Consider the following 26,933-nt stretch of genomic DNA (forward strand, 5'->3'; position numbering starts at 1 on the left):
CGCCGCCGCTCGACTTCGACTGGAGACCAACGTGCCCAATCTCGCCCACGGCCTAGAGGCCAATGATATCAAGGCCAAGATCGCCGCCCTGATCAGCAATCTGGTCGACATCACCGACGAGACCGGCGAGTTCCTGCTGCGCCTCGACGACGGCCGGGTCATCGACACCAAGGGCTGGAACGACTGGGAGTGGACCCACGGCGTGGGCCTCTATGGCCTCTGGAAGCAGTATGAGATGTGGGGCGACGAACGCGCCTTCGACATCATGACGAAGTGGTTCGCCGACCGCTTCGAGGCCGGCACCCCGACCAAGAACATCAACACCGTCTCGCCGTTCCTGACCCTGGCCTATCTGTACGAGGCCACCGGCGACCACACCTACCTGCCCTATCTCGAAACCTGGGCCGACTACGTCATGTACGAGGGGCCGCGTACCGAGGAAGGCGGCTTCCAGCACATCGTTTTCAACAGCGAGAACCCGCAGCAACTGTGGGACGACACGCTGATGATGAGCGTGCTGCCGCTGGCCAAGATCGGCCTGCTGCTGGACCGACCCGACTTCGTCGAGGAGGCCAAGCGCCAGTTCATGGTCCACATCAAGTACCTGGCCGACCGCAAGACCGGCCTGTGGTTCCACGGCTGGACCTTCCTGGGTCGCCACAACTTCGCCGACGCCCTGTGGGCGCGCGGGAACTGTTGGGTGACGATCGCCATCCCCGAGTTCATCGAACTGCTGGACCTGAAGCCGGGCGACGGCCTGCGTGCCTTCCTGATCGACGCACTAGAGGCGCAGATCAAGGCGTTGACCGAGTACCAGGACCAGGAGAGCGGCCTGTGGCACACCATCATCAACGACAAGACCTCGTACCTTGAGGCCTCGGCCGCCGCCGGCTTCGCCTACGGAATCCTCAAGGCGGTGCGCAAGCGCTACATCGGCAAGGACTACGAGGCCGTCGCCATCCGCGCCATCAAGGGCGTGCTGGCCAATATCGATGACAAGGGCGAACTGCAGCAGGTCTCGTTCGGCACCCCGGTGTTCGACACGATCCAGGGCTACAAGGACATTCCCCTGACCTCGATGCCCTACGGCCAGTCGCTGGCCATGCTGGCTCTGGGCGAGTTCCAGCGCGCCTTCATCTAATCGCCAACGCGGCGCGACGTCCTCGTTCCAAGCCCGGCGAGGCGCGAGGATGTCGTCCGGCCGCGATACCAGAACAGAGAAAAGGCGGGGCGAAAGACCCCGCCTCACGGGAGTGAGACCATGGCCGCCACGGATGTGCGCAAACCGACCTGGGTGAACTACTGGGGCTGGGGCTCGGGCGACATGCTCGGGGCCGGGGCTCAGGCGGTGATCACCGGCTGGCTGGCCTATTTCTTCATCACCTTCTGCGGGCTTTCGCCGGTCGAAGCCGGCCTGATCCTGGGCCTGCCGCGCCTGCTGGAGGCCATCACCTGCCCGCTGATCGGCTATGTCTCCGACAATCTGCGCCACACCTGGGTCGGTCGGAAGATCGGTCGGCGCAAGATCTTCCTGATCCTGACCATCCCGCTGCTGCCCGCCTTCGTGCTGCTGTTCGTTACCGGCCAGACCTTCACCTACTACCTGCTGGCCTTCATCTTCTTCGAGTTCGTCTACACGATGTTCCTGATCCCGTGGGAAACGCTCGCGGCGGAAATGACGAAGGATTACAAGGAAAAGGCCAAGTTTGCGGGCGCGCGCATGCTGATCGCCCAAACCTCGGCGATCCTGGCCTCGTACTTGCCGACGCTGATCATCAGCCACTTCGGCGGCAAGGACTCGCCCAACACCTTCCTGATCATGGCGGCGATCTTCGGCGGCCTGTTCAGCCTGGTCGTCACCCTGGTGGTGCTGCTGTCCTGGGAACGTCCCTACACCGAGGACGAAAAGCGCATCCAGCCCGAGCCGATGGACTGGAAAAAGGCGCTGATGATCCCGTTCAACATGTTCCGGGACCTGTTCTCGACCCTGCGGATCAAGGCCTTCCGCCAACACCTGTCGCTGTATCTGGGCGGCTACATCTCGCAGGACATCTTCAACACCGCCTTCCCGCTGTTCGTGGCCAGCGTCATGCTAGGCTCGACCTTGCTGATTTCCCAGCTGATGACCACCATGTACCTGGCCCAGCTGATCTCGGTCATGATCGCCATCAACATCGTCATCCGCATCGGCCCGACGGTCGCCTATCGGATCGCCATTGCCTTTGTCGGCGCGGCGCTCCTGCTGTTCCTGATGTTCTATCTGCTCCCCCCGGCCAACTTCGGGACCGGGGTCGCCGCGTCGGGGGACAACATTTTCAAGGCCCTCCTCCCCGGCCCGACCTTCCAGCCCCTTACGGCGTTCTGGCTGTTCGCACCGATCATTCTGGCAGGTCTGGGTCGGGGCACGCTGAACTTCGTGCCCTGGAGCGTCTACAACTACCTTCCCGATATCGACGAAGCCGTAACCGGCCAGCGCCGCGAAGGTATTTTTGCGGGCGTGATGACGTTTGTACGCAAGATCGCACAGTCGGGTGCCATCGTCGCCACCACGAGCCTGATCGGCATGGGCGGTTTCGTATCGGCCGCCAAGGGCCATGTCGGCCCCGTCACCCAGACCCCGGAGGCCATCCAGGTTCTGGTGCTGGTGATGGTCGGAGGCCCTGTCCTGGTGATGCTGGCCGGACTCCTGTTGGCCTGGAGGTTCAACCTGAACGCCCGAACGCATGTCGTTCTGGTTCAAGCGGTTGACCGTCTGCGCGCCGGCGAAACCGAGCCTGCCTCGCCCGAGGCTCGCGTGATCGTGGAGGACCTGACCGGCTGGACCTATAGTCGGCTCTGGGGACGAGGCTAGCCGCCCGGCCCCTAGCTCGACAAGGCAGCGGGGTGCGGTCAGCCTAACCCCAACTTGTCTCCACTTGGCGTAGATCGGGCAGACACGGCAGGACCTCGGGCCACGAGGAACTGCCCCTCGCCCGACAGGACCTAAACCCAGGGAGGGGACAGCGGATACTTGACGTACATCATCACCACGAGGCCGATCACCTCGGACGAGCAGTTAAAGTAGTGGAATGGAGTGCTCGTCCCGGCGGGCTATCGGCAATTTGGCCCGACAGCGTCGTCTCAGACAAATATGAAATCGCCGGCCGAGGGGGCCACGTTCGGCGGGTTGACAATCCATTCGTTGACATCGCCGGTGGCGGAGTTCAGCCACATCACGTCGTCGACGCCGTCGTGGTTGTAGTCGCCGACCGAGGCCACGCTCCAGCCTGCGGCCATCGAGCCCGGATCGTACGAGCCCGCCCAGTTGCCGTTGTTGATGATCCAAGTGTCCATCTGGCCGCTAAACTGCTGGCGCCAAAGGATGTCGTCGGTGCCGTCACCGTTGAAGTCGCCGATGCCGGCGAACTGCCAGTCGGTGTTGTAGAAGCCCGGCGAATACGAGCCGGCCCAGGCGCCGTTCTTCAGCAGCCACAGGTCCACCTGGCCGGTCTGCGGATTGCGCCAGAAGATGTCGGCCGTACCGTCGCCATTCAGGTCGCCGATACCCTGGACCTTCCATTCGAGATTGTAGGACCCCAGGATGTAGGAGCCAATCTGGGCACCGTTCTTCATCAGGACGGCCTGGGTGACGCCCGTCTCGGTGTTGCGCCACAGCAAATCGTCGCCGCCGTCGGCGTTGAAATCAGCGGCTCCAAACAGCATCCAGTCCGCACCAGGCGAAACGACGGACATCGTGCCCTGATCGGCCGCGCCGTTCTTGATAAAGGTGGTTAGGTAGCCGTCGGCTGTGGTGCGCCAGACGATGTCGTCGGTGCCGTCGCTGTTAAAGTCGCCAACGGCAACCACGCCGGTGGCCCCGGAGATCGCCAGATTGAAAGCGCCGGCGCTGCGGCCGTCGCTCATCAGCCAGCCGGTGTAGGCGCTGCTGAGCTTGTTGTCCCAGAGGACGTCGACCGTGCCGTCGCCATTGAAGTCGCCGGCAAGGGCGGGCTTCCAGTCGGACACGGCACGAGCCGGATCGTAAGATCCCGTCCAACTACCGCTGCGCAAGCGCCAGGCGTCCATCATGCCGGTGGTGGCATTGCGCCACAGCACGTCGGCGTTGCCGTCGCCGTCGTAGTCGCCTAGGCCGGCAACCTGCCAACTCGTATCGTAGAAGCCCGGCGAGAACGAACCGGCCCAGGCGCCGTTCTTCAGCAGCCATCCGTCGACTTGGCCGGTGGTGGGGTTGCGCCACAGCACGTCGCCGACGCCGTCGTTGTTGAAGTCGGCCACGCCGACCACTTCCCAGGCGGTGCTATAGGCGCCCGGCACGAAACTGCCGGTCTTGACGCCGCCTGCCATAAGCCAGGCCTCGACCTGACCGGTGACGCTGTTGCGCCACAAAATATCGGCGTCGCCGTCGCCGCTGAAATCAGCCGAGCCGATGATCTTCCAGTCGATGCCCTTGTTGTCGCCTGGCGTGAACCCGGCGGTAAACGCGCCGTCGCGCATCAACCAGCCGTCAAGCTGGCCGGTGACGGTGTTGCGCCAAAGGATGTCGGCATGGCCGTCCTTGTTGAAGTCGGCGACTGCGGCAACAGTCCAGTCCGCCGCCCGCGCACCCGGCGAAGCCAAAGTCGTGAGGGTAGAGCCAATCAGCGTCCGCACCTCGGTGGCACCGGTGCTGGTGTTGCGAAAAAGGATGTCGTCCTTGTTGTCGCCGTTGAAATCGCCGACGCCGGCAAGGGTGCTACCGACCATGTTGGCCGGGGCCATAGAGTCGAATGCCTGGAAACCGTCGAAGGTCCAGGCCTCATACAGGCTCTTGTCGTTGCGCCAGACCAGGTCCTGCAGGTCGTCGCCGTTCAGGTCAGCCGAACCGGCCGCGCTCCACTCCGAACCGTACAATATCGGCCGCGAGCCGCCGATAGATAGCGTCGCCAGCGACGACAGCGACGTCATACTGGCTCGACCCAGTTGGGCGATCTCCACAGCGGCGCCCGCGCCCGAGCCGTCGGCATCCCAGTGGAGAATACGACTGGCCGCGTCGTAGTACAGCGTGCGGCCAGCGACGGAGGCCGCCGAGCCGAGTTGGAAGGTGATGCCGGCCTGTGCCAGGGACGCGGCCGCCTCGACTCCAAAGGAGCTGGCGTCCAGGCCGATCTTATCGACATTGGCCAAGAAGTCGGTGATGAAGTCCTTAGAGCCGGTCTGCACTACGAAAACGTCCGAGCCCCGGGCACCCGTGTAGGTGTCGCTATGAGCGTTGCCCCTCAGAACATTATTCAGTTCATTGCCTATCAGGACGTCAGCGCCAAAACCGCCGACGGCGTTCTCGATCCAGACCCCGGCGGCGATCGTCAGGCCACCGTTGACCTTCCCCACGTAGGACACGAAACCGCCGCCGCCCGGAGCGTTCAAGAGGGTCGCGGGGCGCAGATCGATGACGGCCCCGTCAAGCGAATTGGACGCTGAGATGGTGTCCATGCCGCCTGTGTCCCAGATCGCCCGGTAGTAGGCCAGTCCGGCAGTGTCGGAGTTGGGCAGGACATACAGGCTGTTGCCGACACTGGCCGACACGGCACCGTACTTGGCCTGTAAGGCCACGATATCGAGCGCCATCGGGCCGAACTGGCCGCCATAGCTGTAGGAGACGAGGCCGCCGGCCGGGCCGGAGGGCCAGCCGTCGTTGTAGGACATAGTCGTGTAGACGCCCTGGTTCAGCCCCGACGAACCGTAGGAGTCGAATTCAGACAGGACGCCTTCCATGGCTTCCGACGAGCCCCCGAAGTCGTGCGGGTGCGCCAGGCCCAGGCCGTGGCCGATCTCGTGAAGGATAGTGCTATAGCCGATGCCGCCCACTTTCAGGCTGTCGGCCGTCCAGCTGGCGATGGTTGGCGAAAAGACGCCGATCGCCGGCGAGGAGGGCGGGGTCGTCATCATCCCGGCTACGCCGTCGTCGAGGCCTGAATCGAGCACCATGACCATCGTGGCTTGGCTCGAGTCGGTCACCACGGTGAACTGGACACCGGCCACCGCCGAAATCGACGCGGTGACGGCCGCGACCGAGCGGATCTCGTCGCTCGACCAGTTGCGGTCGGCGGAGTACCCGCCGAAGGCTTGGCCGGCCGTCGCGAAGTAGATGCGGATTTCCGACGCATTGAGCTTCGGGCCGAAGTCGATGGTGTCGACCGGATCCTGCGGGCCGGTCTCCTGGGCGGTCAACGTGTAGCGGCCGGTATCGCTCGCGAAGTCTCGGGCGGTGACATAGTAGAGCCCGGCCTTCGTCGGTGTGAAGCGGACTTCGGAGTCGAGGCCGCTCCGGCCGTCGTCGTTGGAGGCGACGATCCGGCCGCTGGCGTCGCGGATTTCGATATAGGGGTCGCCCAGGCCGCCCGACACGGTCGATTCGAGCGTGAACAGGTAGCCCTGGCCGCCGTTGAGCGAGACCCGGTGCCAGTCGGTATCGTTGGCGACGTCAATCTCGCTGGTGACGCTGCCGCCCACCACCAGGGTAGAGGTGGTGGTCGTATTGTCCGGAATTTTGTCGGTCGGAGTCGGGGTGCTGATCGACAGAAGGGAGTAACTGCCCGTGCCGCGGTTGGCGCTGCTGGCCGACACGTAGATGTAGCCCGTGCTGCTGGCTACGTAGTTGTAGCGGGAGTCCAGCGAGATCAGGCTGTTGTCGTTCTCGCCGATGAGCACGCCGCTGCTGCTATATATACGCAGATACGGATCGGCCACGGCCGTGCCAATTGCGTTGCCACTCAAGGTGTAGCTGGAGAGGGCGATCGTATAGGTCTGCCCGGCCTCAACCTGCATCCGGTACCAGTCGGTATCCGTGGTGGAGTTGACCCACCCAAAGACAACGCTGCTCAGGGTGAACGTCGTCGACGCGTCGCCCGGCACCGTGTCGAGGTTCCGGGTTTGCGCGATCTCTAAAAGGGGCGAGCCAATCTTCGCCATTTCAGGAGAGGCTAGGACCTTGAGCGCCGGACCGTCGATTCGATAATCAATCATGCCAACTTGAACGTTAATCGCCACAACAAGCTTCACCTAACGTTGAAACCTCTTGTGGCCGGCGTTGCAAGTTCAAATATGCGAATGGTGCGTGACAGGGTGATGGCAGACTAACGCTAGCTCATCTCCGTCAGGGGCGAAACGCGCCGATCAGAGCGGAGACGACGTCAAACCGATATCGCCCAAGCGCCACCGTCCCATTGCGCCAGAGCCAGTCGCGGAACCAACCACAGCTCCACGAACACGAGACTTCTCTCAGATCGGTTGCCCGCTTTCCCAAACACATATGCGCTATCGCGGTGGGCGGCAGGGCCGAGCCTGGGCCCTTTACCCCGCTCCTGCCCCCGCCGCCGCTCCCCGACCCCGTCCCATCGGCCTAGACAGCGTATACATCCCCCAGCGTCAGTGCCGGCCTGCCGGTAAGGACAGCGATGTGGACCTGGTCGCTGTTGTCGCCGCCGGTGGCGTCGAACCACAGAGCCCCGGTGGCGGTGTCATAGAGCAGGGTCGGCCGGGTGTCTGCCGCGACAGGCCCAGCGCCGGTCACAAAGCCCAGATCCGCGATCGACGTAATGCCGAACGTGCTGGCCCGGAGCTGGATATGGTCCACGCCGGACAGGAAGTCGGTAATGCGGTCCACGCCCTGGCTGACCAGCGGGCTGTCGAAATAGAACAGGTCCGCCCCGCCGCCACCGGTCAACTGGTCATTGCCCCCCTGCCCGGCCAGACGGTCAGCTCCGCCCCCGCCGACCAGGGTGTCATTGCCGACGCCGCCGAACACCGAGGCACCCGTGGCATTGGCATAGCCCTGGAAGTTGCCCGTGCCGATGTACTGCAGGGTCTCGATATTGTCGGCCGCCCTGGCGCTGGCCAGGGTGGTGAGCACGCGGTCCTGCCCCTGGCCTGCCAGTTCCACCACTGTGTCTGACACATTGTCAGTGAAGTAGGTGTCGTCGCCCAGACCGCCGACCAGACGGTCCGCACCGGCCCTGCCGTCCAGGGTGTCGTTACCCACGCCGCCGGTGACGACATTGGCCAGGCCGTTGCCAAAGCCTTGGAAGTTGCCGGCGCCGGTGTAGGTCAGGTTCTCGACATTGGCCCCCAGCACATAGGCCGTGATCGCTGTCTTCACGGTATCCAGACCCTCGCCTAGCGCCTCGATGACCACGTCAGCGAGGTTGTCGACGATATAGGTGTCATTGCCGGCCAGACCGATCAGCCGGTCCGCCCCGGCTCCGCCGTCGAGCTGGTCCACGCCGATGCCGCCGGTGATCACGTTGGCCAGGTCATTGCCGGTCCCCTTGAACGCAGCCGTACCCGTGTAGGTCAGGATCTCCAGGTTGCCCCCAAGACCATAGACCGGGGCCGTGGTCCTGACAGTGTCGAACCCTTCGCCGGCCAGTTCGGTGATCACGTCGGCGACCGAGTCTGCCAGATAGGTGTCATTGCCGGCCCCGCCGATCATGGTGTCGGCCCCGGCCTTGCCGTCCAGGGTGTTGATCCCGCCATTGCCCACGAGGACCTGAGCATATTCGTTGCCGGTCAGGTTCAGGGCTGCCGTGCCGGCCACCGCCTCCAGGCGCTCGATCGAGACGCCCGCTGCCAGGACGTAGCTGACCGTGGTGATGGCGCTGTCCGTCCCGGAACCGTTGCCTTCGACGATCGCGTCCTGGCTGTTGTCGATGCGGTAGATGTCGTTGCCCGCCCCGCCGACCAGGGTGTCTCGACCGACACCGCCATCGAGGGTGTCGGCCCCGCCACCGCCGTTCAGGCTGTCATTGGTGGCCGCGCCCGTCAGGCTGTCGGCAAAGGTCGAGCCGAACAGCCCCTCGATCGAGCGCAGGGTATCGATCCCGTCGCCGCCGGTGTTCTGGGCCGTGGTCAGGGCCAGGGACACGTTTACCCCGGCCGATGCCCCCGCATAGGAAGCCGTATCGATGCCGCCGCCGCCGTCCAGGCTGTCATCACCTAGCCCGCCCAGCAGGGTGTCATCGCCCGCACTACCAGCCAGGGTGTCGGCCCCCTCGCGGCCGGCTAGCACATTGGCCAGGCCGTCACCGGTGAAGACGTCAGATGCCGTGCCGCCGGAGATGTTCTCGATGCCGACCTGGTTCAGTCGACCAAAGCCGATCGACTGGAAGCCACCCTTCACGCCCAGATTGACCGTCAGCGACGTCGTGATCAGGCCCATCTCCAGGGTGTCGATACCGGCCCCGCCATCGGCCACCGTATCGGTGATCGTCGGCAGGTCCTCCGCAAAGCCGAAACCGTATTGGATGACATCATCGCCTTCACCGGCCTGCGCCGTGTCCACTCCGACGGCGACATGGAGACGGTCATTGCCTGCCCCGCCAGACAGCAGGTCATCGCCCTGGCCACCGATCAAGGTGTCGGCTCCATCGCCGCCACTCAGCTGATTGGCCAGGCCATCGCCGGTCAAGCTGTCAGAATAGGCCGAGCCGCTCACGCGTTCGATGCTCCACAGCGCGTCAGTCCCTGCCCCGCCTTGAGCCGATCCCCTGGCGAGATCCACCGTGACCCCGGCCAGCGCACCCGAATAGGCGGCGGTGTCGAAACCCGCGCCGCCCACAAGGGTATCGGCGCCAAGACCGCCGGTCAGGGTGTCGTCGCCTTCACCGCCGTCCAGACGGTCGGCCAGGGCCGTGCCCACAATGGCGTCGGCTCCCGCCAGCGCTTCCACGAAAACGCCGTGGGTCTGGGTCTCGTAAGACTGGAGATCAGCCAGCGCGGTCAGGACGATATGCTGCAGATCGCTGGTATCGCCTGGTGATGGGGCGATTGAGATCACGGTGGTGGTTGAGGATAGGCCGCCACGACCATCGTTAATCGTAATCGACAGGCTGTCCGCGCTACTGCCGGCCGCCGGCGCGGTGTAGGTCAGGCTGGCCAGTTCGGCGGCGACCTTGAAATAGTCGCCCTTGAGGATCACGGTGCGGGTTCCTGCCCCACTGCCCCCTGACCCCGTATCGCCGGCCGGTGCCGTGGCGAACAACAGACCGCTGACGGCTGTAAGGGTGACGGTGACGTTGTCGTGGCCGACGGGCGAGCCCCGCAGACTGAACCCCAGGGACGAGGCCGTCTGACCGGCAATCGCGTTCAAACTGGCCGGACCCACGACCTTTGTCGGGTCGTTCACCAGGATGATCATCGAGCCACTGTCGCCGCCCGGGCCGACCGTGGCCCTGATCTCGTCAAAGACCACCAGGTTGGTGACGGGGTCGGTATAGGTCAGGCTCGCCAGTCCGCTGTTCACCTCGGCCAGCGTGCCGCTCAGGATGAGGGTCTTGCTTCCCGCGCCGATCACCGTTCCGCCGCCCACAGACGTGGCCGACAGCAAACCGGCCTGGTCGGTCAGGGTCACGGTGATGACCGGAGGCACGCCCCCGCCCGGCGGCACGGAGATCGAAAGCCCCTCAATCAGCAAAGGTTGGCCGACTTGGGCGATCTGCAGCGCACCCGACGCCGAAAAGTTCAGGAACGGCTGTTGGTTGATCGGCAGGGCGAAGGTCTGACTGGCGGTGCCGCCAAACTGATCGCTCGTCAGGATCGTCAGGCTGTTGCTGGCGGCGCCCACAAAGGTTGGGCTGACGATGGTCAGGCTGGCCAGTTCAGCGTTCAGTTCGGCCAGGCTGCCGGTCAGCGTCAAGCTGGTCGTGCCCACGCCCTGAACCGTCCCGGAGCCCGAGGCGACCGCGCTAAACAGGCCCAGAGCATTGCTGATGGTGGTGGTGAACTGCTTGCCATAGGTGACCGCGTCGCTGTTGGCGATCGCCAGGCCACTGACCGAGAGCGTTTGTCCCGACAGCTGCGCCACGGCAGAGCCGAACTGGATTGTCGGCGCGATGCCGGCCGAGACCAGCACGCCGCCCGCGCCGTCGGGAGACAGGACGTACTCGGCCGCCCCGGGGTTGACCAGGTTGAAACTCAGGCTGGCTCCGCCGCTGGAGACCGTCAGTACGCCGCCGCTCAACCGGCTTGTGGCGTTACTCGTGTAGGACATTCCGGACAGGTAGAGGCTCTCGCCAGCGCCAAAGTCGACCAGGGTGTTGGAGAAGATCCCGCCATTGGCCGGCGTCGCTGCGGCATTGATCTTGAGGCCGACCGGGTTGGTCGCGGAGCCGCCGAAGGTGATGGCCCCCGAGCCGGCCGCACCGGCTGCCGCCAGTTCGGTCTGGCCGCCGTTCAGGGTCAGTCCGCCGGTGAAGGTGTTCCGGGCACCAAGGACCAGGAGGCCCGCGCCGTTCATGACCAGGCCCCCCGCGCCAGTCTGGCCGCTGCGGTCGTTTGATCCTGTCATGTCGGCGATGACGCCTGCGATGAGCTGGGTCTGACCGGCCGCAGGCGCCAGGCTTATCGACTGATTGCCCTGAAGAAACAGAGCCCCGCCATAGCCGGCACCGGCATTGGCGCCGGAGCCTCCGGCCGCGGTGCCGCCAAGCAGCTGGCCGCCGATCAGGGTCAGGAATGCGCCCTGCTGGACGAATATGTCGCCACCGGCGCCAAGACCGCCGCCGCCGGCCCATCCCGAGCCAGACTTGGTGGAGGAGCCGTCGCCGCCGCCAAAGCCGCCCACGCCGCCCTGTTTGCCGCCCCCGCCGCCGCCGCCAAAGCCGCCGGCACCGCCGACGCCGCCAAGGCCAGAGGTGGCCTCACCACCGCCGCCGCCAAATCCGCCCGCGCCACCCTGCTTGCCGCCACCTCCACCGCCGCCAAAGCCTCCGGCACCGCCCGCTTGCCCCAGCGCGTTCGCACCGCCGATTCCGCCGCCGCCGCCGCCGTTCTTCCCGCTTCCGAGGCTGCTACCGCTACCGCCGCCGCCACCGTCCGCGCCGCCTGCTGCGTAGATGTTCGAGGAGAGGATGGCTCCGATCCCAGCCCCAGCCGCGCCGGCCACAATGCCCCGCTCCCCAAAGTCAACTCCGGCAAGGCCATCGCCTCCGGCACCGCCAATGCCGCCGCCGCCCCCACCGACACCGACACCGCTGCCGCCGGCGCCGCCAAGGCCCCCGCCGCCCGAGATCGTGCCATTGAGGCTTCCATCGCCGCCGACCGCCCGGTCGTTGACAAAGTTCACATTGGTCAGGGTCACCACGGCGGGCGCGGCGCCATGTGCGGTGTCATTGGCTACGAACAGCCCACCGCCCAGCCCCGCGCCGCCGCTATTGCCGTTGCCGCCCTTGGCCAGCATGTTTTGCAGGGTCAGGTTCGAGGCGGAGAAGACGCCGGAATAGACGAAGAAGCCCCTCTGGGTTCCAAGTCCGTCGAGCGTGAAGTTGTTTCCGTCAATCTCCAGGCTGACGCCCGCCTTCAGGTTCACGGCCTCCAGGGCCGAGGTCAGCTGTATGTCTGCACCCAGGACGATCCGCTGAACGCCGCTGCCGGCCGCCGCATTGTCGGCGGCGAGAATGGCCTGGTTCAGCTGGCTCGCGCTTCTGATGGTGGGATCGCCGGTCAGCAGGACATGGCCGTCGCTGTCCGCCGATACCGTGAAACCGGTCGAACCCGCATTGGCCAGCACGAACTTGACGCTCTGTGCGCCGTTGGTGACCACCAGATTGGACCCGACAACGACCGCCGTCGCACCGGGCGCATAGGTCCAACCTTCGAGTTCGACAGTGTTGGCGCTGTTGAAGCCCCCGCCGCTGGCCTTCAGGGTGTTGGCAAAGACCCCGCCATTGGCGGGCATAGCCCCGGCGTCGATGCGAAGTATCGCCGCCCCGCCAGCCGCAGCTGCGAAGGTGATGCCGCCGCTGCCGCCCGCGCCGGCAACGGCCAGTTCGAGCACGCCGCTGGCCAGGGTGACGCCGCCCGTAAAGGTGTTGGCGGCCGAAAGGACCAGGGTCCCCTGCCCGTTCATCACCAGCGATCCGGCCCCGGTCTGGCCGCTGGCGTCACGAGATCCGGTCATGTCGGCAATGACGCCGGTGATCGTTTCGGTCGCCCCGAGGGCGGGGCTCAGGGTGATCGACTGATTGCCCTGCAGGAACAGACCGCTGCCATAGGCCGCGCCATTCCCGCCCGCGCCCCCGCCGGATCCCCCGGCGACCGTGCCCCCGGCCAGGACCCCCACGCCCGTGGTCTGGACGATGGTCAGGGAGGCTCCCTGCTGGATGAAGATGTCACCGCCGGCCCCAAGGCCGCCGCCGCCACCATTGCCCACGCCATTGCCGCCCCCGAAGCCCCCGCGACCGCCAGGACCGGTGGAAACGGGTCCTAGCGAGCCGCCGCCGCCGCCAAAGCCGCCGTCGCCCGCATTGACGGTGATTCCGCCGCCGCCGCCGCCGCCGCCAAAACCTCCGTCACCGGCTTGGCCCTGGCTGCCGTATCCGCCACCGCCGCCACCACCGCCAAAACCGCCACCGCCCCCGAAGCCGACGCCGGGCCTTTCGCCGCCTATGCCGCCGCCCCCGCCGTAGGTGTTGGCCTGGATGCCACCCAAGGCCGCAGCACCGCCGCCGCCCGAGGCACCACCGGAGGCCTGCTGATTGCTGCCGCCGGCACCCGCGCCCGATACGATGCCCGCCTGGCCGTTAGGGCTCGTCAGCCCGCCGTTGACAACCAACTGTCGGGGAGGGCCTCCCACACCGCCCGCACCGCCAAGACCCCCGCCGCCACCTGCGACGCCGCCGTATGAGGCGCTGCCGTTACCGCCGTCGCCGCCCATGCCGCCGCCGCCGCCTTGCTGAATTCCGGCGGTGGCACTGCCACCGATCGCACTGTTGCCCGCAAAGTTGACATTGGTCAGGGTGACAACCCCGGGTGCCGCCCCGTGGGCGCTGTCATTGGCCACGAACAGACCACCGCCCAGGCCGGCCCCCGCGCCGCTGCCCGCACCGCCCTTGGCGACCATGTTCTGGATCGTCAGGTTCTCGATCGTGACCTCGCCTGAATAGACGAACAGGCCGCGCTGCTTCGACTGGCCATCGATGACATAGTTGCCGCCATCGATGTTCAGGGTCACGCCGGGCTTCAGATTGATCGCCTGCAGTGCGTTGTTGGACAGATAGATGTTCGAGGTCAGGTTGATATGGATGACGCCGCTGTTGGCGGGCATCGCATTCGCGCTGACGATCGCGGCATTCAGGTCGTTCAAGGTGGCCATGGCCCCCGTGATGACCAGGTTACCGCTGCTATTAGCCGACAGGGTGAAGCTCTCGGCGCTGAAGCCGCTCAGACTGAGCACCACGTCCTTGCCGCCGCTATGGATGGCGAGAATGCGATTGCCGGGGACGTAGGTATAGGAGGCCCCGGCAGCGGACAGACTGCTGAAAATGACGGAATCGCCGCCCGCGAAATTGACCAGCTCTCCGCCGAAACTATAGCCGACGGAGCCGCTGGTGCTGACAACGCCCGTCGAGACCAGGGCAGCGGAGTCGACTTTCAGGGTTGCGACGCCGACGAAGTCGATCTTCGCGGAAGATCCGGTGCCCGCCAGGCCCGCAGCGCCCGCGGCCGCCAGGACCGTCGTTCCACCATAGAGCTTCAGTCCGCCCGTGAAGCTGTTGGCCGCGCTCAGGATCAGCAGCCCGTCGCCCTTCATGCTCACTGAGCCGACGCCGGACCCGGCGTTTTGGCCGGCCGCATCGTCAATGGTTCCTGCGATGATCTGCGTCTGACCAAGGCCGGGCGAGAAGGTGATGCCTTGAGTTCCCTGGAGATAGATTCCGCTGCCCCAGGCCGAGCCCACCGCACCAGGATCTCCGTCCTTGCCGTCGCGGTAGCCTTGAGAGCCCCCTCCGCCCGCCCCACCGGCGGCGCCCGTCACCCTGCCGGGCAGGATCAGATTGCTTCCTGCGATGGTCAGCGCGCCGCCTTCGGCGACGAAGATGTTGCCGCCCGCCGCCAGCCCGCCACCACCACCGCCGGCGCCCCCCCCACCGCCATCTTGATAGCTTGCGCTACTGCCGCCGTGACCGCCATGGCCACCAACGCCGCCTCCGGCACCGGGTATACCACCGCCAAACCCGCCCGAACCGCGCGTCGGCAACTGTGCTTCCAACGGGTCGCCGCCGAAGCCGCCGTGACCGCCGTCGCCACCCACGCTGCCGTATCCATAGGCGGCGGCGGGGCCAGCACTGGCGTTGATCCCGCCCTCCCAGCCATACGGACCAGACTTGTGGCCGTTATCACCAACACCGCCGGTGCCGCCTCGGGCGGAGTTGTTCTGGAAATTGACGCCATCCAGGCTGACGACAGCCCGCGCGCCAACATAGAGGCCGCCTCCCAGGCCTGGTGCACCGCCGCCGCCCGGACTGACCAAAGGCGAGCCGCCGATGGCCGCCATGCTATAGAGGGTGAGGTCCTCTATGGTGACCGTGCCGGCATTGACGTAGAGGCCACGCTGCTGGCCGCCCCCGTCCAGGAAAGCGCCGTTCCCCTGGATATCGAGCGAGACGCCGGAGGCCAGGTTGATCTGGGTCAGCGGGCTGGCGAGCGAGCCCTGGAAGGCTGCGGACAGGATGATCGCATAGGCACCGCTATTGGCCGCCAGGGCGTTGGCCGCGGCGATGCAGGCGTTCAACTGGGCTTGGGTGGTGACGGCCTGACCGTTGTTCAGAAGCGTGGGGGTGGTCATGATCAACGTCCAGGTGAGATCGAATGTGGGGCGGATTGGGCCGGCAAGGCCACGGCGTTCGGGGCAGCGAACGGGTCTTCTGGCCAGCCCTCAAGCGCTCCGGCGGCGTCGAGTTCGGCGATCAGGGGCGCGAGTTCGGCCTGATAGGTCTTCCAGCGGCCAAGGCCCCGGGCGTTAACGGGCTGACGAACCTGGGCGTAGCTGACGGTGCGAACATCGCTGTCGCGCTCGTGGAAGTGCACGCAGGCCGGATCATGGGCGAGGCCCAGATGGTCCAGGACCCGCGACAGGGTCGCGTCGAAATCGTCCACCCAGTCATTCAGACGCACCTGCAGCACCGGGTTTGGCAGGACCGCGCTCCAGTGCGCCATAAGCTGCAGCTGCTGGGCGATCGCCCAGCCCAGGTCGGCAATGTCGTGCGCGTAGGAATGATGACCGTGGAAACGGTAGCTGAAGATCGACAGGCCGATGTCGCGCGGATCGCGCACACAATGGATGATCCGCGCACCGGGCAGCATCAGACCTACCAGACCAAGAAAGCGGTAATTGCCCGGCATCTTGTCGATGATCCGGGCCTTGTCAGGCGCCAGGGCGCGCAGTTGACTCAGGTAGCGATGGGCGGCGGCGTCCAGAGCGGCCCCATCAAGGCCGGCGATGGCGTTGACGCCGTCGGCGGTTTCGCTGCCCCCCAGGGCATGGAAGGCCTCAGCGAGCGCGCCGCGCTCCCCCGCGCCATGCACGTCGGCATGGGCGGCCAGAATCTGTTCGCACAGGGTCGTGCCCGAGCGTGGCATGCCGACGATGAACACCGGCGTGGGATCGCGGTTGGTGGCGCGCGGTCCGTCCGCCAGTCGCCGGCGGTCTAACCGCGCCTGACTGGCCTCAACGAAGGCGGCGTGGTCAGCGCGGCAAAACGGCTGCTCGTGCTTGAGAAGATCATGGCCAGCGCTCCAGTGCGAGAAGGCCTGGGCTGGCTCACCCTGACCGGCCCAGAACTTGGCAAGGTCGTAGTGGGCCATGATCCGATGCTCTGGCAGCATCGCTTCACCGGAGCTCGCTAGCGCCGCCTCCATCGCTGCGGCCTCGTCGAGCGCTGCGGTCGGGTCGTGTTCGGCCAGCGCAAGACAGAGACGTCGCCAAAGCCACAGGGGGGTCAGCGCCGGCGGACAGGCGCCGATCGCTTCGAACGCCACGAGTGCGGAGCGCGCGTCGCCAGCCCGCCCAAGCTGCAGGAGCGCCAGGGTACTCAACAGATGCCAGTGCCGGGCCTCGGCCGGGTTGCCCGGCACCGTGGACTCCTCCAACAGTGACAGAGCTTGCTGCGCGCGTCCCCGCTGAAGCAGGTCGGCAACCAGGTTCAGACGTGCTGCCGCATTGCGCGGCTCGCGCTCCAGGCTTTCCCTGAGCAGCAAGTCGGCCGCATCCCGCTCGCCGGTCAGGCCCAGGAAGGCGGCGAGATTCGCCGACGCCGCCACATGGCCCGGCGTATGTCGCAGCGCCTCGCGCATGGCGGTCTTGGCGTCGTGGATCGCGCCCTGGCGATAGCGGGCCACCCCGTAGTTCACCCAGGGCTCGGCCCAGGCCGGTGCCCTCTGGATCGCTGCGGCGAAGGCGTGCTCGGCCTTCTCGGTCTGGTTCAGACCCAACCAGGCCTGGCCATAGGCGTAGTGAGCCTCGGCGTCGTCAGGATTGGCGTGGCAGGCGTCACTGGCGGCGTAAAGCGCAGCATGGAAATCGCCGGCGGCCAGATGGGCAACCGCCCGGGCAAGGTCTGCAGCACGGGGCGGATGGCCAGGAGGCTGCGCGACGGGTGCAGATAGTCGATTGCCCACCACGGTCTCTCCGGATCGCAAGATCGTAAGAGGCGGTTAAGCTCACGGCCGTTCGGCCTTGACCATGCCCTCTCGGGCCTCGCAAGGCAGATTGAGACGGATGTCCATTCGATTGAGACGACTGTCAGCAGATGGCCGCCGATCGCCGATGGGCCCGCCCGCGAAGGTCATGCAGGCCCTCCAAACGCGTCGCCTGCCTTGGCGAGCAATGGCCCCGAACCAACGGCGCGACCCAAGCCGCCGTCCCCGTTTCCGCTGCCTACGATGCCACATCGCGCCGTTTTGCATGCACGGAAAATGCCCATAACGCCTTAATAATATTCAATATTTTTGAATTTCCAATTTGCACTTCCTATTGTCGAATATTTCCGAGCACATCGGACAGAAATTGAGATTTCTGATATATCAACTGGAAATCAAGTCATCAGCGGGGTCGGAATGAAATTTGCGAAGCAAATACGCTTAACTTTTGAATGAAGAATTCATAAAAAGATATTTCCGAACCTTATCCGTCAAATTTATTTATAAATCTCGCACGTTGAAACTCTCCAGATATAATAAAGTGTAATTTCAATTTCAATTGACAATCAAAGCAGATAGCTCTGCTAAGCAAAAAATTCACAAGCAAGGCATAAACTTAGTTTCAATGAGACAGATAATTGACCGAACCTAGAAATCAGCGTGCCGAAACCGTGACAACCAATAAGCTTCCGTGCCTGGAGCGAGGCACTGACGATGGGCCACCGCAAGAAGTCGCGCAGGCCATTCGCGACGCCCTCAGCGGCGTGTTCGACACTGAATTTCCTGACATGAACCAGTATCAACTGGATCTACGCACGCGCGTCTACGTGATGGGCCCGGCGCTGCTGAGTCGTGCCAGGCTGGAGGGCGGAGAATTTCGCTTTTCCAGGAATGCTGAGAAGATCGCAGCCAGCAGCCTCGATCTGATCTGCATCTATCTCTATCTGGAAGGCACCGAGAGACAGCACATCGAAGGCGTCGATCAGATCGCCGAGACTGGCGATGTCGGCTTTCTGGACCTTACACGAACCAGCAGCGTGTTGGCGGCGAACTATGTTCAGAATCTGATCCTGCCCAGAAGTTTGCTGGAGGGGAGCAAGCGCAATCTTGATCACTTGCACGGCCTCATCCTGCGCAAGGGCAGCGTCGCCAACACGGTGCTTGGCGCGCATCTGCGAGCCCTGTGGCTTGCCGCCGCCGAAGCGGCACTGGAAGACGGACCGGCCCTGATCGACGCAACAGCCGGGCTTGTCTCGGGCCTTCTACTGTCTGGTCCGGAAAGCGACCAGGACCAGCAAGACCTGGCCGACGCACAGCTTGTTCGTATTCGGCGTTACATCAATAGGCATCTGGGCGATGCCACCCTTGGCCCGGATCACCTTTGCGATCAACTCGGCCTGTCCCGCGCCGCTCTGTATCGGCACATGGCCCCTCTGGGCGGCGTCGCCGACTATATTCGCACCCAGCGCCTGCGGAAGGTTTACCTGACCCTCTGCGACCCCAGCTTTGCGCACCTGTCCGTCATGGAAGTCGCGGCCGTCTGGGGATTTGGTGACACCTCGGGATTCTATCGGTCCTTCAAGAGAAAATACTCTCTAAATCCAGGTGACCTCAGAGTGTATCCGGAAGTCATGAAGACCCCTCAAGCCACCACCCAGCGCAAAGCGCCGTTCGTCACAGATTGGCTGGAAGAAATCGACGAGGACACGAGTAGCAAGTTCGACACCTGAAACGCGATCCGAGCAGTCTCGGAGGTGCTGTCAGTTAGGTGCTGGCAGTCTAACGCTAACTTTTCTCCGCAACCCGGGCGAACGCGGCTTTGGGGCGGAGGAGAAAATGAAACCCATCTCGTTCAAGCGCCATCGCTTCCCCTCGGCAGTGATCCTGCAGGCGGTTAGGCTCTATTTCCGCTTCACCCTGAGCATCGGGGACGTCGAGGAATTGATGGCCGAACGCGGCGTCGAGGTCAGCCGCGAGGCCATTCGATGCTGGGTCATCAAGTTTGGCCCGTTGATCGCCTCAAATCTGCGGCGCGGCCGTGCCGCCCCGACCGGCCGATGGCATCTGGACGAGGTCGTGGCCAAGATCGGCGGGCGCCGGATGTTCATCTGGCGCGCCGTCGATGACGAGGGCGAAGTGCTCGATGTCTTGGTCCAGAAACGCCGCAACAAGAAGGCGGCTCTGAAGCTACTGTGTCGGCTCCTGCGGAACACCGGCGTCTCGCCCGAGACGATCGTCACCGACAAACTGGCGTCGTACCGCGCGGCGATAAAGATGTTCGGGCTGCAAGAGCGTCATCATCCCGGCGGGATGCGCCAGAACAATCGCGCCGAAAACTCCCATCTGGTCATCCGACGACGAGAACGAAAGCAGCAGAAGTTCAAATCCCAGGGCTCAGCCCAGCGCTTCCTCGCCAGCCACGGGCCAATCTACAACGCCTTTAACCTCCAGCCTCACCTCATCTCCCGGCCGGGGCTTCGAACGCTCCGAGCCAAGGCGGAGCTCACCTGGGCGGCGGCGACAATCGCCGCCTAACTGGCTTCGGCCATTCGATTGGTGCGGCCCAGTGCGGCTTTGGGCGGTAAACTTGTCAGTTCCGAGCGATTGGCGGCGAATAGGCGCGCTTACTCGGTCGCTTGGGAGCGCCGAGTGCCGCTTGAGACAAATTTCCGGGGTGGGTGGCGGAGACGGAGTCCGCCGGAATGGACAAATTTTCTATTATTTTCCTATACTTAAATTTTCCGACCTCTGCGTTCTACCCCAGTTCCTACCCACGGTTTGTGGCGCGACAAGGTGAGATGGGCATGGATATCAGTGGACCGCAGTTTCGCCCTCTGAGCGACGGCATCGGACCTCCGACGCCCGCGTAGCAACGCCCCCTAGGCGCAGCCGGCTCCGGCGAAACAGGCCGAGCGCGCCAGAGCCGGCGCCTCATGCAGCGTGTGCGCCGGCGCGATAGCCCGAAAAATCTGGGATATTTTGAGATGTGGGCACACCCCGCAGCGCTTTGGAGCCTCAACGGCCTGCCATGCGCTTGAGCTGGCGCTCTTGGGTCAATTTCGCGCCGCTTCTGGGCGGCAACTGCAGCAGCGTCGCGTACTTTGCTAAGCAGTCGTACTGCTCCTCGTCGATGCCGTGTGCGCCAGGCACCATCAAGTGATGACAGCGCTTCTCACCCGCCTCGGTGATGACGATGGGGCTGCCGTGTTCGCCCTCTTCCCAATGGATGGTCTGGGCATGGCGCAGCTTGTTGAGCCGCGTCTTGAACGAGCCTTCGGTGCCGATATCCAAGAGCGCCGAAAGGCGCCTCCACAAGGTGGTCTTGGTCCATCGGCCCGGGCAAACCTCTAGGACCCGCAGAACCGCCAGTTCCGCCGCCCGGGCATAGATTCCGCGATTGTCGGTGTAGAGACTCTCGGCGTGCTTGGCTCCCTTGTGGAGGGTTAGCGCAGCTTCGCCGTCGCCCCCAGAACGGTCTTCGGCGCGATCGGCGTGGGCGCGCTTCTTGGGCTCCGAATCGACGCGGCCCGCGCTCCAGGTCTCCAAACGATCCAGTTCGGCGCGGATCCGCCGGACGCGCGCCGTGGCGAGTTCCGGATTCGTCACGACCAGCGGCTCGAGATGGGCGGTCAAGCCCAGTAGAAGCACGCCGAACATCGGATCGTTGTCGCTTTCGTCGGCAGCCATCCCAACCCCAACCGGGCCCGCCAAGGCCCACTAACCCCTCGTTAACCTCGTCGAGACACACTCCGTCCTGCATTTTCTCGCCGTCCTCCGTCGAACAAAGCCGGTCTCAATGCAGCTAAGCTCATTGGAACGCGGCATAGGCGAGCCAATCAAACTGTAGCGTAACATACCGAATTGACACTCGCGAACCCCTTGAGTCGCGGGTGACGTCGTTATTTTAAAGCCAGATTTACCATATTGAGCCGCAGCCGAAGCGGCCGGAACGCGCCGCAGCCTGTCGTAGCCGACCGAAGCGATAAAATGTTGTTTATTTTCAATAGCTTATATAGAAGATTTACTCCCGTTGGTTCAACCCAACCGGAGACGACCCGATGTCGCACAAGACCCCCAAAAAGTCCCGACGCAAGGCGGCTGGCGGACGCAAGGCGCCCAGCTACCCGCAGCTGAACGCCATGCTGCTGGGCGCCGCGCCGCCCCACGCGCCGACCAAGGCCCAGATCGTCCAGCAACTGGCCATCAACTTTGACCGCCCCGCCTTCGGGCGCCCGGACCCGCTCGGCGCCCTGGGCATCGGCTTCCAGATCTACTTCTGCCTGGCGCTCTGCGGTGTTGCCTGCGCCATGACCTGGGCCGTTTTCGGTCCCGTGGTCTCGGCGGCCACTTGGCTGCTGGGCTCGCTCCTGGCCACCCGCGCCCTGCGCGGCATGGAACTCATGGTCCACGACGGCTCCCACGGTGCCATCGCTCGCGGCGGCAAATGGGGCCTGACGGTCAACGATCTGCTCTGCAACCTGCTCTTCGCCTGGCCGGTGATGCAGGACGTGGTCGGCTATCGCGGCACGCACGTCATCCACCATCGCAACTACGGCGGGGCCGACGACCCGTGCCTGATCCGACGCGTGCCGGGCTTGCTGGGCGCCGCCGGGCGCCGGGGCGGCCTAGCCTGGGTTGGAGTGCTCGTGCGCGAACTGCCGCGGTACGTCGCCGAATACTACTGGGAAGTGGGCACCAAGCCGGTCGTGGTCCTGAGGTTCGCCGTCTGGCATCTGGCCATCATGACGCCGATCGCCCTCTGGGTCGGCATCGGCCCGGCCCTGATCGCCTGGCTCGCGAGCTTTGCCCTGCCCTTCGTCCTCACCCTCCCCATCCTGCGCGCGGTCGCCGAGGCCGAGGAGCACGACTGGGACAACGCCAGCGCTTCGGACTTCCGCTCGACCTACAACAACCTGGGCTGGTTCCACCGCGTTCTGATCCACCCGTTCAACGACGCCTATCACCTCGTGCATCACCTCTTCGCCGAGGTGCCGACCACCCGCCTGGCGGCGCTGCATCGGATCCTGATGAAGGACCCGCTCTACGCCGAAGGCCTGTCGCGCCGCGACGTGCTCGCTCCCTAACTCACTGTTCGAGCGGAGCGCCCGAACTCGGCGCCGGAGGCGTGGTGCCCCCACGCCTCCTCCATTTCCCCCTACTCTCTTCTGGAGACATTCCCGATGCTGCAACTCCACATCGACCAAGCCTTGGCCGCCGCCTTCCCCGACCTCTTCGTCTGCGGCCTTACCGCACGCCTGCCGCGCAGCCCCGACCGCAGCCGCGCCTACAGCGTCCTGGACTCCGGCTCACGCTTGGCGCGCCTGCAACTGGGCGTCCTGCAGAACCCAACCGACGATCCAGGCCTGGCGGCCTGGCGTCACGCCTATGGGCTGACCGGCCTCAAGCCTTCCAAACATCGCGCCAGCATCGAGGCCTTGGCGCGCCGAGCCTTGAAAGGGGATCTCGCTTCCATCCATCCCATAGTCGATCTCTACAACGGCTGCTCTCTGGCCCATCTTGCGCCGTTGGGCGCGGTGGATCTCGACAAGATCGCCCTGGGTCGTCTCGACCTGCGCCGCGCCAGGCCCGAGACTGACCGCTTCGTTCCGCTCGGCGCGGGGCCGGAAGCCTTCCCGCTCACGGCCAACCTGCCCGTCTACGCCGCTGGCGATGAGGTTCTCTGCTGGGGTTTCAATTGCCGCGACAGCCAGCGTGCGGCGCTGGACGAGACTTCGCGTCACATTCTTTTCCTGAGCGAGGGCGTCACGGCGCTGCATCGGCTGCGCGCCCAAACCGCAATGGAGGGCTTGGCGCAACTCCTGGGCGACGAAGGCGCAACGGTCGAAAGCCGCCTCTTCGTGACCCACGCCCTAGCCACCGAGGCGATTTGCGCCTGAGTCTCTCGGGTCTCGACTACCCGCGCGAGCCGTCGAATCCAAAGAATCGACGGCTCGTTCGTTTTCGGCTCAACCGTAGAAGTGGCACGAGGGAAGCGGCGTCAGTCCCCAGTGATAGCCGCTGCCCTTGCCTGGGTGCAGGACGTGCAGATCCTTCTTGGCGTAGACGAACTCATGGCGATGAGACGGCGTGTTGCGATTGCGCAGCGGCCTACTGCGATAGTCCTCGCAAAACATAGCGATCAGATCGGCTTCGACGCCTTCGCACACGCGCCCGTGCTTGGGTGCGCGAGGCTCGCAGAAATACACCTTGATCTTCAGGTCGGGGATCTTCTTGGCCAGGCGCACGGCGCGGCGGCCGCGATCCTGGCCTTGCGATCTTCCGGCGTCAGCGTGGCGTCGATGGCCTGGATGAACGCGCCGCCGGCATGGATGAGTTCATCGACGAGCTTAAGCGCTCGGTCCGCCAGGGCATCCTCGATGTAGAAGACCCAGGGGCGTCCGCCGATGGTGGCCTGACTGAACCAGCCGTCGGGCCAAACACGCTTCTGCATCAGGTCCAGGAAGCTGTCACGCCGATCCAGATGCCACTCTGGCCCCATGTGAAGCATGTGGTTGCGGCAGTGGAAGATCGCGGTGATCACCTGCCGGAAATCCCCAGGAAGGTAGCCGGTCAGCTTGGTGAGTTTCACCAACTGATTGACCCCGCTCACGAGGTCTTCCTTGGCCGCCAACTCCAGCCGCTCAAGATGATCCTTGGCGGCCTTTCGGCAGTAGTACTGGTGAGGATCCCAGGTGTCCCTCAATGGCGGTGACGGCCTTTTCGTCGCGATGTCCGTCGCAATCAGATCGCCATATTGCGCGCCCAGGCACAGAAACAGCCGGGTTAGCAACATCTCCAGCAGGGGAGCTATGACGGCAATCGCCGCGATGCTTGAGGTGGCAGATTGGTAGACAGACAGCTCTGCGCCGTCGTCACCCCGCCCTTGCAACATGTCCCCATAGTCGGGGTTCAGAGCGACCTTAGCACCTTGGTCGAAGCCCTCGATTTCGAGGGCGAGGGCTCGATCGGCGGCGCGGTTGCGATCGATCATGGCCCGCGCGGTTTCAAGCTGGCGTTCCCAATGTTGGGTCTCGCCAACCGGGCCGTAGAGGATCTCCGAGCGTGGGTCGTTCAAGAATTCAAACATGCGGACGTGCTCATAAAGCGAACGATCGGGAACGGTGGCCTACTGGCGCAGCCGCCGCCCGAAGCTTCAGGTTGCACAGCACCACTGCAACTGGTCTAGCTTGGTGATTGTTTTTCGGCCGCCGCATTGCAGAGGCTGAGCCTGGGGCGGGTTAAGGCAAAGATGGTTTCGGCGTACACACTTTCGGATTTCGAGATCCGCCTGATCAAGGCAATGAGGATCTACACCTCGCTAAATCTGCAACAGATCCTCGCGTACTTCACGCGCTCCGGACGCGACATCAACCACCGCCTGGTCGCGCAAATCTGCGCTGGCACTTGGCGGGATGATTTAACGGCCGCTACGGTCGTCGAGTTGAGCGAGTACATGACGGCGTCGGAGCAAACAGAATTTCCCGACGCCGATCTATATCAGCAACTGAGGCGCTACCGCGGCGGCCCCACGCCCAGGTATCATCTTCTCTTGGACTGGTGGCCGGTAGGCCAGGGACTCTTCGCCTCGGGCGCGCTCGAGCGTAAAAGCGGTGGTCCGCTCACCTGGGTTTATGACTGCGGAACAACTTCCAGCGCGGCCCTGGTCACCAAGGCGATCGATGGGTTTGTCCATCGACAGCGCGCGCTGGGCAGCCAAGCGATCCAATTGGCGGTGCTGTCGCATTTCGACAAGGATCATATCAGCGGCTTCGTCGATCTGATCTCGCGCCTCCCCGTACGCACGCTGCTTTTGCCGTACGTGCCAGCCTGGCGACGCATCCTCTTCGCGATAGACCAGGGTGTCGGCGCCGGCGATCCTTTGTTCCGCTTCTTTGCCGATCCGGCGGCCTATCTGAGAAGCGTGGATGGCAGCGAAATCGGGGAGATCGTCTTCGTTGGTGGCGCCGGCCCAGAAGATGTCGCCGAAGGCGGCGAAGGTCCCGAACCATCCGCGGATCCAGATGCCCGCTCGACCGAGCGTGGTGAACCGGGCCTCAAACACGATGCCGGCGAACCACCCGCGGAGGCGAAGGGCGATCCGGTTTTCCAGGACTCGGCCGGCGCGCCAGCGCGTTACCTGCGCCCGGGCGCGCCCATCATCGCCCCGTTCTACTGGGAGTTTGTTCCCTACAATGACGCCCAGTTCGCCCCGAAGATTGACAAGGCGTTCCTGGCCATTGTCGAGCCGCTGATCGCCACTTTGAGGAATGATCCGAAGAAAGGGAAAACGGCGCTCGCGGCGTTGAAAGCCGCCTACAACGCCAAGTTCACGACCCCCGAAGAACGCAATCTCATCTCGCTCTTCCTCTATTCCGGGCCGCTGCGTCAGCCCACGGGCTACTTGCATTGCTGGGAGTCACAGGCGACCGTCCTTAGGTACCCCACTCGCAACTTCTCACAGATGCATACCGGTGACGGGACGTTAGATGACGTTCGCTACATCGCCTTCGAAAAATTCTACGGAAAAGTCCTGCGCCTCGCGCGCGCGAAGATCTTCCAAGTGATGCATCATGGTGCGCAAAGCAATTGGCATGCCGGGATCGGCGCGAAGCTTTCACCGAGCGCGTCCATCTTCTCCTCAGACCCGGCGCACAAAGGCTACAAACATCCTCACGCACCGGTCCTACGCGATTTCTGGCCCTACTATCCCATCCAGGTCGACAAGAAGAACGGCCTGCACCTTGAGGGATATCTCCTCCGCTAGCGGCTGGGCCGCCAGTGGGATCATCCGCGAGTTGCGGTCGGCCGCAGGGCGTCAAGTGCTGCCGCGTCACGTCGAAGCATACAGCGTCAGAGGCAAGGACACCAAGAAATGCACGAACTCCTGAGCGCGACCGCTCCTTGGAGAGGCCTCGAAGAACGCGCCGCGATCTTGGCGCAAACTTGGCATGACGATTTGCAGCACGGGCACGCGATTAATTCGTTCGACTTTACGATCCCAAGCAAAATGTCAGCGTCACAAACACTTCTGACCGAACTTCCGGAGACGCGCTGCCCATCCCTCTACGTCATTGAAATTGCGGCCGAGGGCATCGACGCATGCAAGAGCGCCTTCGCCGTCCGAAAAGAGCAATATCCTCGAGAGCCCCTGACGCCGAAGATCGTCGATAAGGACAGGCGCGGAACCTGTCTCTACGTCGGCAAGTGCGCCGGCAAACATCAGTCCGTCAAAAACCGACTGGCGCAGCACTTGCTGTGGGAAGAACACAATAGTCAGCGCACCACGGCGCTGAGATTGTCGTGGTGGCTACCGGACGCCTGCTGGCCGGTCCGGGTCCGGGTCGCGATGGTTTACCCGCCTCCTTCGAAGTCGGCGCTGAGCCGGGGTCTCATCGCGTTCATGGAGGACGTACTCTGGGATGAACTGAAGCCAATGCTCGGCCGCCAAGGCGGCAACTGAAGCTGCGTTAGGGGGGACGAGC

14 protein-coding genes are annotated in these 26,933 nt (G+C 64.4%); 8 read left to right on the top strand and 6 right to left on the bottom strand.

Features of this window, described 5'->3' with window-relative positions:
* Nucleotides 1–31 precede the first annotated feature (31 nt).
* A complete protein-coding gene (bglB, locus tag ACW179_RS16945) occupies nt 32–1,141 on the top strand; it encodes a beta-galactosidase BglB (protein WP_492060634.1) in 1,110 nt (369 codons plus the stop codon).
* Nucleotides 1,142–1,261: 120 nt separating this feature from the next.
* On the top strand, nt 1,262–2,851 hold the full coding sequence (locus ACW179_RS16950) for an MFS transporter (protein WP_492060635.1): 1,590 nt from the start codon (nt 1,262–1,264) through the stop codon (nt 2,849–2,851).
* 269 nt (nt 2,852–3,120) lie between these two features.
* Here ACW179_RS16950 and ACW179_RS16955 read toward each other — a convergent pair whose 3' ends face one another.
* From ACW179_RS16955 to ACW179_RS16965, 3 genes are all read right to left on the bottom strand, one after another.
* Nucleotides 3,121–7,002, bottom strand: coding sequence for an FG-GAP-like repeat-containing protein (locus ACW179_RS16955; protein WP_492060636.1), 3,882 nt, complete (start codon nt 7,000–7,002; stop codon nt 3,121–3,123).
* Nucleotides 7,003–7,378: 376 nt separating this feature from the next.
* The gene (locus tag ACW179_RS16960) at nt 7,379–15,598 is read right to left on the bottom strand and encodes a hypothetical protein (protein ID WP_492060637.1); all 8,220 of its coding nucleotides are present in this window, start codon (nt 15,596–15,598) and stop codon (nt 7,379–7,381) included.
* A 2-nt stretch (nt 15,599–15,600) separates the two neighbouring features.
* Nucleotides 15,601–17,430: a sulfotransferase family protein gene (locus ACW179_RS16965; protein ID WP_492060638.1), complete on the bottom strand. Its 1,830-nt coding sequence runs from the start codon at nt 17,428–17,430 to the stop codon at nt 15,601–15,603.
* 659 nt (nt 17,431–18,089) lie between these two features.
* Here ACW179_RS16965 and ACW179_RS16970 point away from each other — a divergent pair.
* Nucleotides 18,090–19,181 carry a helix-turn-helix domain-containing protein gene (locus tag ACW179_RS16970; RefSeq protein WP_492060639.1) on the top strand — a complete coding sequence of 364 codons (1,092 nt, stop codon included), beginning with the start codon at nt 18,090–18,092 and terminating at the stop codon, nt 19,179–19,181.
* Between the two features lie 106 nt (nt 19,182–19,287).
* Entirely contained in the window at nt 19,288–19,986 is a 699-nt protein-coding gene (locus ACW179_RS16975; protein ID WP_492060640.1) for an IS6 family transposase, read from the top strand.
* Nucleotides 19,987–20,466: 480 nt separating this feature from the next.
* On the opposite strand, the gene ACW179_RS16980 is transcribed toward ACW179_RS16975, so the two are convergent.
* A complete protein-coding gene (locus ACW179_RS16980; RefSeq protein WP_492060641.1) occupies nt 20,467–21,138 on the bottom strand; it encodes a hypothetical protein in 672 nt (223 codons plus the stop codon).
* A gap of 371 nt (nt 21,139–21,509) precedes the next feature.
* On the opposite strand from ACW179_RS16980, the gene ACW179_RS16985 reads away from it, so the two are divergent.
* Nucleotides 21,510–22,535 (top strand): fatty acid desaturase, encoded by a 1,026-nt coding sequence (locus tag ACW179_RS16985; protein WP_492060642.1) that lies wholly within the window; start codon nt 21,510–21,512, stop codon nt 22,533–22,535.
* Between the two features lie 96 nt (nt 22,536–22,631).
* Nucleotides 22,632–23,348, top strand: coding sequence for a B3/B4 domain-containing protein (locus ACW179_RS16990; protein WP_492060643.1), 717 nt, complete (start codon nt 22,632–22,634; stop codon nt 23,346–23,348).
* A 69-nt stretch (nt 23,349–23,417) separates the two neighbouring features.
* Here ACW179_RS16990 and ACW179_RS16995 read toward each other — a convergent pair whose 3' ends face one another.
* Both ACW179_RS16995 and ACW179_RS17000 read right to left on the bottom strand, forming a co-directional pair.
* Nucleotides 23,418–23,696, bottom strand: a complete 279-nt coding sequence (locus ACW179_RS16995; protein ID WP_492060644.1) for a hypothetical protein — start codon at nt 23,694–23,696, stop codon at nt 23,418–23,420.
* A complete protein-coding gene (locus ACW179_RS17000) occupies nt 23,666–24,538 on the bottom strand; it encodes a hypothetical protein (RefSeq protein ID WP_492060645.1) in 873 nt (290 codons plus the stop codon). The genes ACW179_RS16995 and ACW179_RS17000 overlap by 31 nt, the downstream gene beginning before the upstream one ends.
* Nucleotides 24,539–24,700: 162 nt before the next feature.
* Here ACW179_RS17000 and ACW179_RS17005 point away from each other — a divergent pair, with 162 nt between their 5' ends.
* Together ACW179_RS17005 and ACW179_RS17010 are read left to right on the top strand one after the other, a co-directional pair.
* Nucleotides 24,701–26,215 carry a ComEC/Rec2 family competence protein gene (locus ACW179_RS17005; RefSeq protein ID WP_492060646.1) on the top strand — a complete coding sequence of 505 codons (1,515 nt, stop codon included), beginning with the start codon at nt 24,701–24,703 and terminating at the stop codon, nt 26,213–26,215.
* Between the two features lie 108 nt (nt 26,216–26,323).
* Nucleotides 26,324–26,911, top strand: a complete 588-nt coding sequence (locus tag ACW179_RS17010) for a hypothetical protein (RefSeq protein WP_492060647.1) — start codon at nt 26,324–26,326, stop codon at nt 26,909–26,911.
* The last annotated feature ends 22 nt before the right edge of the window (nt 26,912–26,933 follow it).

The organism is Caulobacter sp. AVps18 (genome assembly GCF_058681425.1).

Excerpts from the sequence above, each read along its gene's own strand:
- ACW179_RS16950 (WP_492060635.1), top strand. The coding sequence starts at position 1,262 with ATGGCCGCCACGGATGTGCGCAAACCGACCTGGGTGAACTACTGGGGC.
- ACW179_RS16955 (WP_492060636.1), bottom strand. The coding sequence starts at position 7,002 with ATGATTGATTATCGAATCGACGGTCCGGCGCTCAAGGTCCTAGCCTCT.
- ACW179_RS16960 (WP_492060637.1), bottom strand. The coding sequence starts at position 15,598 with ATGACCACCCCCACGCTTCTGAACAACGGTCAGGCCGTCACCACCCAA.
- ACW179_RS16975 (WP_492060640.1), top strand. The coding sequence starts at position 19,288 with ATGAAACCCATCTCGTTCAAGCGCCATCGCTTCCCCTCGGCAGTGATC.
- ACW179_RS16980 (WP_492060641.1), bottom strand. The coding sequence starts at position 21,138 with ATGGCTGCCGACGAAAGCGACAACGATCCGATGTTCGGCGTGCTTCTA.
- ACW179_RS16985 (WP_492060642.1), top strand. The coding sequence starts at position 21,510 with ATGTCGCACAAGACCCCCAAAAAGTCCCGACGCAAGGCGGCTGGCGGA.
- ACW179_RS16990 (WP_492060643.1), top strand. The coding sequence starts at position 22,632 with ATGCTGCAACTCCACATCGACCAAGCCTTGGCCGCCGCCTTCCCCGAC.
- ACW179_RS17000 (WP_492060645.1), bottom strand. The coding sequence starts at position 24,538 with ATGTTTGAATTCTTGAACGACCCACGCTCGGAGATCCTCTACGGCCCG.
- ACW179_RS17005 (WP_492060646.1), top strand. The coding sequence starts at position 24,701 with ATGGTTTCGGCGTACACACTTTCGGATTTCGAGATCCGCCTGATCAAG.
- ACW179_RS17010 (WP_492060647.1), top strand. The coding sequence starts at position 26,324 with ATGCACGAACTCCTGAGCGCGACCGCTCCTTGGAGAGGCCTCGAAGAA.